This window comes from Marinomonas ushuaiensis DSM 15871 (assembly GCF_000521805.1).
Classification (GTDB): Bacteria; Pseudomonadota; Gammaproteobacteria; order Pseudomonadales; family Marinomonadaceae; genus Marinomonas; species Marinomonas ushuaiensis.
Window position 1 is genome coordinate 1 of record NZ_JAMB01000024.1, and the last position, 10,816, is coordinate 10,816.

Annotated in this window: 9 protein-coding genes and 1 tRNA gene; 5 read left to right on the forward strand and 5 right to left on the reverse strand. The window is 42.1% G+C overall.

The window, feature by feature from the left end:
• Positions 1 to 99: 99 nt before the first annotated feature.
• Positions 100 to 175, reverse strand: a tRNA-Glu gene (locus MUS1_RS15365).
• Between the two features lie 130 nt (positions 176 to 305).
• On the opposite strand from MUS1_RS15365, the gene MUS1_RS15370 reads away from it, so the two are divergent.
• Together MUS1_RS15370 and htpX are read left to right on the forward strand one after the other, a co-directional pair.
• Positions 306 to 878 carry a YajG family lipoprotein gene (locus MUS1_RS15370; RefSeq protein ID WP_036164065.1) on the forward strand — a complete coding sequence of 191 codons (573 nt, stop codon included), beginning with the start codon at positions 306 to 308 and terminating at the stop codon, positions 876 to 878.
• A 246-nt stretch (positions 879 to 1,124) separates the two neighbouring features.
• Positions 1,125 to 2,003 carry a protease HtpX gene (htpX, locus tag MUS1_RS15375; protein ID WP_036164067.1) on the forward strand — a complete coding sequence of 293 codons (879 nt, stop codon included), beginning with the start codon at positions 1,125 to 1,127 and terminating at the stop codon, positions 2,001 to 2,003.
• 64 nt (positions 2,004 to 2,067) lie between these two features.
• On the opposite strand, the gene MUS1_RS15380 is transcribed toward htpX, so the two are convergent.
• The 4 genes from MUS1_RS15380 to gcvT form a co-directional block, all read right to left on the reverse strand.
• Positions 2,068 to 2,787, reverse strand: a complete 720-nt coding sequence (locus tag MUS1_RS15380) for a flagellar brake protein (protein WP_036164069.1) — start codon at positions 2,785 to 2,787, stop codon at positions 2,068 to 2,070.
• Between the two features lie 29 nt (positions 2,788 to 2,816).
• Positions 2,817 to 3,947: a 4-phosphoerythronate dehydrogenase gene (locus MUS1_RS15385; RefSeq protein WP_036164070.1), complete on the reverse strand. Its 1,131-nt coding sequence runs from the start codon at positions 3,945 to 3,947 to the stop codon at positions 2,817 to 2,819.
• Complete coding sequence (locus MUS1_RS15390) at positions 3,928 to 4,467, reverse strand: elongation factor P hydroxylase (RefSeq protein ID WP_036164073.1); 540 nt, start codon at positions 4,465 to 4,467, stop codon at positions 3,928 to 3,930. The genes MUS1_RS15385 and MUS1_RS15390 overlap by 20 nt, the downstream gene beginning before the upstream one ends.
• Before the next feature lie 141 nt (positions 4,468 to 4,608).
• Positions 4,609 to 5,709, reverse strand: coding sequence for a glycine cleavage system aminomethyltransferase GcvT (gene gcvT, locus MUS1_RS15395; RefSeq protein WP_036164074.1), 1,101 nt, complete (start codon positions 5,707 to 5,709; stop codon positions 4,609 to 4,611).
• A gap of 372 nt (positions 5,710 to 6,081) precedes the next feature.
• Between gcvT and glyA the strand changes: the two genes are divergently transcribed.
• The 3 genes from glyA (at position 6,082) to gcvP (ending at position 10,773) form a co-directional block, all read left to right on the forward strand.
• A complete protein-coding gene (gene glyA / locus MUS1_RS15400) occupies positions 6,082 to 7,359 on the forward strand; it encodes a serine hydroxymethyltransferase (RefSeq protein WP_036164077.1) in 1,278 nt (425 codons plus the stop codon).
• Between the two features lie 77 nt (positions 7,360 to 7,436).
• The gene (gene gcvH, locus MUS1_RS15405) at positions 7,437 to 7,820 is read left to right on the forward strand and encodes a glycine cleavage system protein GcvH (RefSeq protein WP_036164079.1); all 384 of its coding nucleotides are present in this window, start codon (positions 7,437 to 7,439) and stop codon (positions 7,818 to 7,820) included.
• Positions 7,821 to 7,908: 88 nt separating this feature from the next.
• Positions 7,909 to 10,773: an aminomethyl-transferring glycine dehydrogenase gene (gene gcvP / locus MUS1_RS15410; RefSeq protein ID WP_036164081.1), complete on the forward strand. Its 2,865-nt coding sequence runs from the start codon at positions 7,909 to 7,911 to the stop codon at positions 10,771 to 10,773.
• The last annotated feature ends 43 nt before the right edge of the window (positions 10,774 to 10,816 follow it).

The window sequence follows — 10,816 nt, forward strand, 5'->3', positions numbered from 1 at the left end:
GCTCTACCACTGAGCTATTCCCGCAACATGCATCACACTAAGCAAAACCTTCTCATTCTGAGAAATATAGGTAAACTAACAACCAACCGTATGAAAGGATGGCGTCCCATAGGGGGTTCGAACCCCTGTTACCGCCGTGAAAGGGCGGTGTCCTAGGCCTCTAGACGAATGGGACATCGATATAATCTTGCTGCGTTAGCGGGTGCGTATATTACTGTTACCAATCTTAAAATCAATAGTTTTTTTTATTAATTTAAGCAGCTTACATAAAAAGTCGCTTTAGAAATCAATCGAATGGAGCTTTTATGCTACACAAACAACTCTTTTTAACTCTATCACTTTCAGCACTTTTACTCGCTGGGTGCTCTACAACGCATTATATAAGCATCACACCACAGGTTGAGGTGGAAAACTCTGGACTAACAAACAGCAGAGTAATAGACGTTTCCACCAGCACAAAATTAACAAGTACCGTTGGTTCAATAAAAACAGGAATTAATGAGTACGCTGATATTTATACAACTAACGACATAAAAGTCAGTGTGAAAGAAAGTGTTTTAAATGGATTACGCAAATTAGGCTTTACTCCAGATCAAGGCGTTATGCCTGCCGCCGATCTAAAAATTGAAATCACTAAAATGAGCTACACCACAAAAGTAGAAACATTAAAAACAGTTGCCACACTGGACTTTGAGATCAAAGCAACCCTAACCGCCAAAGGACAAACCTATAAAGCAAACTACGGTTCTCAAAAAATTGAAGAGTATGGCACCATGCCTTATCAAGAAGATGTACAAGATGATATGAATGGCCTTGCAAGCCAAACAGTGAATCGCCTATTAAGCGACCCAAACATCACTGCTTTACTAAAAGAATAAGATAACACCAAGAGCCGCTGAGTATAATTCACTCCCTATTACTTAGCGGCGCTTAAGTTTACCGGCCTTATAAAGCCAACCATCAAGATAACCATCAAGATAACCATCAAGATAACCTACCCTGCCCCACCTAAAACACAAGATTCTAAACCTAACAATAAGCCTAAATACCTTCATCATTTATCTATTGAAATTAAACGATAAAGCCCTACTATGCTCATTAACAGTTTACTAAGGAGCATAGCTATGCGCATCATTCTGTTTTTACTGACCAACTTAGCCGTCATGGTTGTAGCTGGCATTGTTTTAAGTCTTTTAGGTGTAAACGGATACATGTCTAGCAATGGGCTAGACTTTTCCTCTCTACTTATCTTCTGTGCTGTATTTGGCTTTGCAGGCAGCTTAGTCTCTCTTCTTTTGTCGAAATTCATGGCAAAACGAGGGTCAGGCGCTGTTGTGATTGAAAAACCTCGCAATCACAAAGAAGTGTGGTTACTCGACACAGTAAAAGAGCTCTCTCAAAAAGCCAATATCAAAATGCCTGAAGTCGCTATTTTCCCATCCCACGACGCAAATGCCTTCGCAACCGGTTGGAATAAAAATGCTGCTCTAGTTGCTGTTTCAAGCGGAATGATGGACCGTTTTTCACCGGATGAAATCAAAGCAGTACTTGGCCATGAAATTGGTCACGTAGCTAATGGCGACATGATCACGCTTTCGTTAATTCAGGGTGTAGTTAATACCTTTGTCATGTTCTTTGCTCGTATAGCTGCTTACGCGGTAGATCAATTTTTACGCCGGAACGACAATAGCAATTCAGTTGGCTGGGGGTATTATATTGCCACTTTTGTATTTGAAATCATCTTTGGCATATTAGCCTCAACGATTGTCATGTGGTTTTCTCGTTTTCGAGAATTTAGAGCAGATGAAGCGGGAGCAAGACTCGCTGGTAAAGCCGCAATGATCGCAGCCCTTGCTCGCCTCCAGCAAGAGCACGAGGAAAGCCATATGCCGGACTCTATGCTGGCTTTTGGTATTCGCCGTGGTAGAGCGCCAAAATGGGGAGCTCTATTCTCTAGCCACCCTCCTATTGAAGATAGAATCAAAGCCCTTCAAGCACTTTAATATTCCAACAAAAAAAGCCAGCATGCGCTGGCTTTTTTTAAAGTACTTATCGATTTATGAAAAGTTATTTTTTATTACGCAGCGTTTCAAGAACAAAACCAGTAAGTGGAATGCCAGATTCTTTCGTCATATTAATAAAACGAATACCATAAACATAAAAGTATTCAGCGCCCATCCGGTTCAAAAATTCATTATCCGCCATAGTCGACTGCACCTGCTCTAACATCTGAATTTCTTGTGAGCGTATTTCACAATCTAGCTTTAATATATGCGTATAAGGGCCAATCTTAATGTTACAAGTTAGCCGCATAGTCTGATTTATCGTACCAAAATCTTCTTTGGAAATCAGTTTTGCACCACCAAGGCTCAAGTCAATAATAATTGCTGAAGAAGGCTCTGGAATACTTGTTTTTGTTTTATCAGGCTCTATGTTTGAAATTAATCGAGTTTCAATTCGGGCAGTCTGACGAACTTCTGAAGTATCGACATGATCTGGATGCGCAATATGAAGATGTGCAGCTGGCTCCAAATAACTTTTAGCCACTTTACTTGAAAATGCACAAACATGTGTACTTAACATAAGGCGAACATTAACAAGCTGCCCGTCTCTTACTAAGATATTTTTTCCGTTTAACCTAGGACAAGAAAGAATCAATGAGCTCCCACGGATGTTGCCAAGCACTTTGACTACATGCCTACCAGGAGGTGAAATAAACTCCAGCTGCACATTCGTTCCTATCGGTACGTCAAGATCACCCAGATCAACCTGCATTACTCCAGCCATGTACTTAACCTTAGTTTTTTTATAATTATCTATCGAAAACCAGCCGCACTAAGAATAGTCAGCGCTGAACTATTCAACTTACTTATAGTACAAGTATTTAACTCATCTCTTTCTACGTAATGCTTTCTCAACCAATCAAAGACATTGTTTTCTTTATTTTCACGGTACTTATACCGCAATCTAGCATCGTCTCTCGCCACATCATAAATAGCATGAATACATCTAGCGAGCATTTCTTCATGAGGGAAATCAACGACAACATCAAAAGAGGAAAAACAACCTGCACTTATTGCATCATTTATATTAGTATCGACAATATCTAATTTCAAATATTGACACAATGCTTGATACACCATCCATGTACCCTTCTCTCTTCCCTGTTTGCTGTACCCAGCGATATGTGGTGTTGCAATGTCGACGATAGACACTAACTTTTGATTGATAACAGGCTCATTATCCCAAACATCCAACACAAGGTGAATATCACCCTCTAAGCGTTGATGGTTCTTGATTAACGCGCATTCATCAATAACACCACCACGACCTGCTGAAATAATAGCAACGCCAGCAGACAGCTTACTTAACTCATTTTCACCTAACATTCCCTTTGTTGGATAATCACCATCCTGAGTCAAAGGAGCATGCAGGGAAATAACATCACAAGTTAGTATCTCTTCTAATGAAACAAAGTTGGCAGACAAAGCACTGTCTTCTTCAAATGGGTCATAAACACAAACATGACAACCCATTTTAACAAATCGTGCATAAACGGCTTTGCCTACATTACCATAACCAATGATGCCAATTTTTTTACCTAACCATTGAACGTTCTTAGTCATATAAAGATAGCTTAAGCCACTAAACACATAATCAGCAACGGCTTCAGCATTGCAACCAGGTGCACTACTAAATTCAATGTTAGCGTCTTTAAGGTAATCTAAATCGATGTGATCCACACCAATAGTGGCACTCCCTACAAAGCGAACAGAACTTCCTTCAAGAAGTGACTTTGACACCTTAGTAACAGAGCGGACTAAAAGAACATCGGCGTCTTTTACTTGTTCATTTGTGAGAGTTCGACCATTAACCAGCGCCACTTCACCCAAATGCGAAAACAAAGTCTTTGCATTTGGCATATTTTCATCGGCTATAATTTTCATACTGCTGCTTTATAAACTCATCTAATACAGCATCTGGACGATGCTTTGCTAATACATACTTAGAAAATATTTCTGCCCTATCTGGCAGACCGGAAATAAGATTTTTCTTAACTTGAGCCAGAACAGCGTGTTCAAAATGCGAAGCATCATAATCTGGGAAAGCCAAATTATCCACACTCACACGAAATGGCAAACCAGCAGCCCAATGCAATACACACTCAATAGCTTGCGGTTTCACTTCAACTCGCTCGAACTCTTGCTGTGTTTGTAAGTCTCGTGAATCCGATTCATACCAATATCCGTAATCTTCCAGCAAGCGTCGTTCTTCACCAGCAATACACCAGTGACTTATTTCATGCAAAGCACTGGAAGGATAATCAAAGCGAAAATATATCGTCGCGGGGCAATCTAATGTTGCTGGTAGATAAAGAGGCTCTTCAGCCCCACCAAGAAGACGAGTATTAAAGCTTAGAAGAAATAAGGCATTGAAAGCCTCTACAAGCTTTTTTGCACTTGCCAAAGACGGGCTCCAAAAGTAAAGAATTATCACACAAGAATGAAAAATGCGCCATGCAAAGTATTCCACTTCATATGACGCATTTTACACTCAAACTTAATTAACTAACGAACAATGTCTTTCGCGGCCTTTCGCCGATATTATTTACCCACGAAAATAGCGAGAAGGTACAAATGGCATCGCCGTTTGTTTTAAAGGAATACTCTTTCCTCGAACACTTGCAAACAAAGGTTTTTCAGCCGCTAAACTTTCAGTAGAGATATACGCCATAACAATAGGTTGAGACAATGTTGGCGAGAAACCCCCACTTGTTACAATACCTTGCACTTCCCCATCAGCATCAACGATTTCGACATCTTCACGAACTGGTGCGCGACCTTCAACTAAAAAACCAACGCGTTTTTTATCGGGCTTATTAGAAAATTGTGGAAGAATCACATCCGCCCCAGGAAAACCGCCAGCTCGCTCACCATCTAGACGGCGAATTTTCTGAATTGCCCAATTAATTGACGCTTCTACTGGTGTAGTATTGGTGTCAATATCATGTCCATACAAGCACAAGCCAGCTTCAAGACGCAAAGAGTCACGAGCGCCTAAACCAATCCATTCTACTTCATCAAAAACTAACAAAGCACTTGCAAATTCTTCTGCGTGCTCATTAGGAACAGACACTTCATAACCATCTTCGCCAGTGTAGCCAGAACAGCTCACCCAAATATCAACACCTTGCCAGTCAAACTTAAGGCTTTCCATGAACACCATCTTGGCAGCATCAGGAATAAGGCGAGAAAATACTTCACGTGCTTTTGGGCCTTGAATTGCAAGTAATGCTCTGTCATCAATAACCTCAACATCACAACCGACTAAAGACGCTTTGAGGTATGCAATGTCTTGATCTTTGCAGCCAGCATTGACAACCATGAACACATCCTCACCCCAATTGGCGAACATAAGATCATCTGAAATGCCGCCTTCGGGCGTTGTAAACATACCGTAACGCTGCATATTGACAGGTAGACCCAACACATCTACAGGTAAAATGGCTTCAAGCGACGACTTTACATCTTTACCCTTTAAAATGACCTGCCCCATGTGTGACACATCAAATAAACCAGCATTCTCGCGAACCCATAAGTGCTCTTTCATCACCCCTAAAGGATATTGAACAGGCATTTCATAACCAGCGAATTCAACCATTCTGGCACTTGAAGCTATGTGTTGATCATATAAAGCGGTACGTTTCATAGGGAAAACCTTAATTAAAATATTGATAAATCTTGTTTCCAATAGGAAACAGGGTATCTAAAACCAACAGGATATGACAAGTACTAACGTGCATTTATTTGACTAAAATATTATATAAAGCCTATACCAACGAAGAAAAAATCTGTTCGATCGGTCAGCCAAGCACAGGAAGAAAGTTTAAAAATCATCACCACTTACTGTTTCCAATTGGAAACTTTTTGATTATGATATGACGAAAATGACGTAAACCGAACAATGATTGACGCTCTTGGAAAGATGATCTTTTTTCATCATCTTAGACTGCCTTAGTGTTATTATAGGCAAGACTCATTGTCTTTTGGGCATACATGTTTATTTAAGAGGAATTTCTCCATGGCTAACACCGACGCTTTTTTCAGCCAAACCCTAGCTGAAAGAGACCCAGAACTTTTTGCAACCATTGTTGAAGAGCAAGAACGCCAAGAAATTGGTATCGAATTGATCGCTTCAGAAAACATCACATCAAAAGCTGTTTTAGAAGCTCAAGGTTCAGTTTTAACCAACAAATATGCAGAAGGTTACCCTAATCGCCGTTACTACGGTGGTTGTGAAGCCGTTGATGTTACAGAGCAGCTTGCCATTGATCGAGCTAAGCAACTGTTTAACTGTGAATTTGTAAACGTACAACCTCATTCCGGTGCTCAAGCGAATGGCGCGGTTATGCTCGCCCTTCTTCAGCCAGGTGACACTATTTTAGGTATGTCATTGGATGCTGGTGGTCACTTGACTCACGGCGCGCCACCAGCACAGTCTGGTAAATGGTTTAATGCGGTTCAATATCAAGTTCATCCAGAAACATTATTGATCGATTATGATGCAATTGAAGCGCAAGCATTAGAATGCAAGCCAAAAATGATCATTGCTGGCGGTTCCGCTATTCCACGCGTTATTGATTTTAAGCGTTTCCGTGAAATCGCGGATAAAGTTGGCGCGTATCTGTTTGTTGATATGGCACACATTGCTGGACTTGTTGCCACTGGCGCGCATCCTTCGCCTCTTCCTCATGCTCACGTTGTTACGACAACAACACACAAAACGTTGCGTGGTCCTCGTGGCGGCATGATCCTTTCTAACGATCTTGATCTTGGAAAGAAAATCAATTCTGCTGTTTTCCCTGGCTATCAAGGTGGTCCACTGATGCACGTTATTGCTGGTAAAGCAGTGGCTTTCGGTGAAGCATTAAAACCTGAATTCAAAGTTTACATCGATCAAGTAGTAAAAAATGCGAAAGTATTAGCCGCTGTGATGATGGAACGTGGTTGCGATATCGTAACGGGTGGTACTGATAACCACTTAATGCTGGTTGATCTTCGTCCTAAAGGTTTGAAAGGTAACGTAGCAGATAAAGCATTAGAGCGCGCTGGCATTACTTGTAATAAAAATGGCATTCCATTCGACACAGAAAAACCTATGATCACCTCGGGTATCCGTATTGGTACACCTGCAGCAACATCTCGTGGTTTCGGTGAAGAAGAGTTCCGTAAAGTAGGTCATTTAATCAGTGATGTATTAGACGGTCTGGTTGCAATGCCAGAAGGCAACCCAGAAGTAGAAGCACGCGTACTTTCTGAAGTAAAAGCACTTTGCGCACGTTTTCCACTTTATCGCTAAAAACCATATACCTAAGGGCGCCTGCTCTTAGGTATTCTTTAAAGTCTTAGGCATTTATTTAAAGGAGCATAAATCAAATGAGCACTATTCCAGAAAATCTAAAATACGCAGATTCCCATGAATGGGTTCTAGATAACGGTGACGGTACTGTTACGGTCGGTATTACAGATCACGCACAAGATCTATTAGGTGATGTAGTTTATATTGAACTACCTGAAGTGGGTTCAGAAGTAACCGCTGCAGAACAGTTTTCATTGGTTGAATCCGTGAAGGCGGCATCTGACATTTATGCTCCGATCAACGGTGAAGTGATTGAAGTAAACGAAGCATTAAACGATTCTCCTGAGTTGATCAACGAATCACCTTTTGAGTCTGCGTGGATTGCAAAAATCAAGTTAAGCGACAGCGCTGATCTTGACAAACTGCTTGATGCAGCAGGCTACTCAGCCTCTATCGGATAATATCTACATTTGCTCTCTTACCTTCTCGTAAGAGAGCTGATCTTTCCCGTTTTTTTTTAAAATAGCTTCTTAAATAGGTGATCACACTATGACATCGTTCATCCGCGATTTGCTCAATAACGACGAATTCATGGCTCGCCATATCGGCCCTGATGCTTCTGAACAAGCAAAAATGCTAGCAACTATAGGCGCTAATTCGCTTTCCGAGTTGATTGACAAAACAGTGCCTGAAGCCATTCGTCAAGCGAATCTAGACCTATCTGCTGAGCCTGTTAGCGAAAGCGATGCACTTATCGAATTAAAGAAAATTGCCAGCCAAAATAAAGTGGCACGCTCTTTTATTGGTATGGGTTATCACGACACTCATGTGCCATCTCCTATTTTAAGAAACTTATTAGAAAATCCAGGTTGGTACACAGCATACACACCTTACCAACCAGAAATTTCTCAAGGTCGTTTGGAAGCTCTACTTAACTTCCAACAAGTCATCATCGATCTAACAGGCATGGAAATTTCCAATGCGTCATTATTAGACGAAGCGACAGCGGCCGCAGAAGCAATGACGTTAATGAAACGTTCAAATAGAAAAAAGAGCGACTCTCTTTTTGTTGCGAGCCATTGCCTACCTCAAACCATTGACGTTATTAAAACTCGTGCTGAATTATTGGACATCAACGTCATTGTTGATGATATCAATAACTTTGAAAACCACGATGTATTCGGCGCCATCTTCCAATACCCAGGTATTGATGGCAGCGTAAGTGATTTAACGCCAGTGATTGCCAAAGCTCATGAACAAGGTGCATTGGTGAGCATTGCTGTTGACCTGTTGTCTTTAGTCTTACTTAAGTCACCAGGCGACATGGGTGCAGACATTGTTTTCGGTAGTGCGCAACGTTTTGGTGTGCCAATGGGATTCGGTGGACCACACGCTGCATTCTTAGCAACCAAAGACGCATTCAAACGTTCTATGCCAGGTCGTGTTATTGGCGTTTCTAAAGACAGCCATGGCAAACCAGCATTACGTATGGCAATGCAAACACGTGAACAACATATTCGCCGTGAAAAAGCCACGTCCAACATTTGTACTGCCCAAGCGTTACTTGCCATGATGGCGGGATTTTATGCAGTTTATCATGGCCCAGCTGGGTTGAAGAAAATCGCCAATCGCGTTGCTGCACTAACAGACTGCTTTGCTAAAGCCATTCAGCAACAAGGTTTAACAACCAACGCAAACTATTTCGACACCGTTATTGTTAACACTGGCAGCCAAACAGACAGCATTATCGCCAAAGGCGAAGCGAAGTTAATGAACTTCTACAAGGTGTCTGATACTCAAATTTCTGTATCTCTGAATGAAACCATCACACCAAACGATCTAATTGATCTGGCTGAATGTTTTGGTGCGACACTGATTCTAGAAGACGTTACCAGTGCAGATGCGACTTACGGCTTTGACGCTTCCCTACTACGCCAAGACGACATATTGACGCACCCTGTTTTCAATAGTCATCACAGCGAAACAGAATTGATGCGTTACATGCACCAATTAGAAGTAAAAGACATCGCCTTGAATCAAAGTATGATTCCTCTTGGCTCTTGCACGATGAAGCTAAACGCAGCATCAGAGATGATTCCAGTTACATGGGCTGAATTCGGTCGCATACACCCATTTGCACCAAATAATCAGGCAAGTGGCTACCATGCCTTACTGCAAGAATTGATCGACATGCTTTCCAAGGCGACAGGTTATGACACCATGTCATTACAGCCAAACTCAGGTGCACAAGGTGAATACGCAGGCCTAATCGCGATTGATAAATACCACAAGTCTCGCGGTGATCACGACAGAAACATCTGTTTGATACCAAGCTCTGCGCACGGTACTAACCCAGCCTCTGCAGCACTAGCCGGCATGAAAGTGGTAATCGTGAAATGCGACGAAGATGGCAACATTGATTTGGTTGATCTGGCTGAAAAAGCAGAAAAACATGCCGCAGCACTAAGCTGTATCATGGCAACCTACCCATCGACTCACGGTGTATTTGAAGAACACATTCGTGAAGTATGTGACATCGTTCACAAATTTGGCGGACAAGTCTACATCGACGGAGCCAACCTAAACGCATTGGTTGGTGTTGCGCCTCCAGGTAAGTTTGGTGGTGACGTTTCTCACCTTAACTTGCATAAAACATTCTGTATACCTCATGGCGGCGGTGGCCCTGGTATGGGTCCAATTGGTGTTAAATCTCACCTTGCGCCTTTCTTACCGGGTCATGCCGTCACACCAGTAATGGGAATGAACGAGCAGCATGGTGCGGTTTCTGCGGCACCTTACGGCAGCGCGAGCATTCTTGTCATTACTTGGATGTACATCAAAATGATGGGCGACAAAGGGCTACGTGAAGCGACTTTAAACGCCATCTTGAATGCAAACTACATTGCTAAACGCCTTGGTGAGCATTACCCAGTACTGTATACCGGTAAAAACGGCACAGTAGCTCACGAATGTATTATCGACATTCGCCCTCTGAAAGCAGAATCTGGGATCAGTGAAGAAGACATTGCAAAACGTCTAATGGATTTTGGTTTCCACGCACCGACTATGTCATTCCCTGTTGCAGGAACCTTGATGATCGAGCCAACAGAATCTGAGAATTTAGAAGAGCTAGATCGCTTCTGCGATTCCATGATTCAAATTCGCAACGAAATCAGAAAGGTTCAATCAGGGAAATGGACGCTAGAAGACAACCCGCTCGTCAATGCACCACACACGGCAGACAGTCTTCTTGATATTGAGTGGGAACACGGTTACTCCCGTAAAGAAGCTGCCTACCCGCTTAACTGGATCAAAGCACGTAAATACTGGCCACCAGTGGGTCGTATCGACAATGTCTACGGCGACCGCAACTTATTCTGCGAATGCCCACCGATAGACAGCTACGAAGATTAAAACCCTATAATCTGAAATTAAAAACGAGCCAAATGGCTCGTTT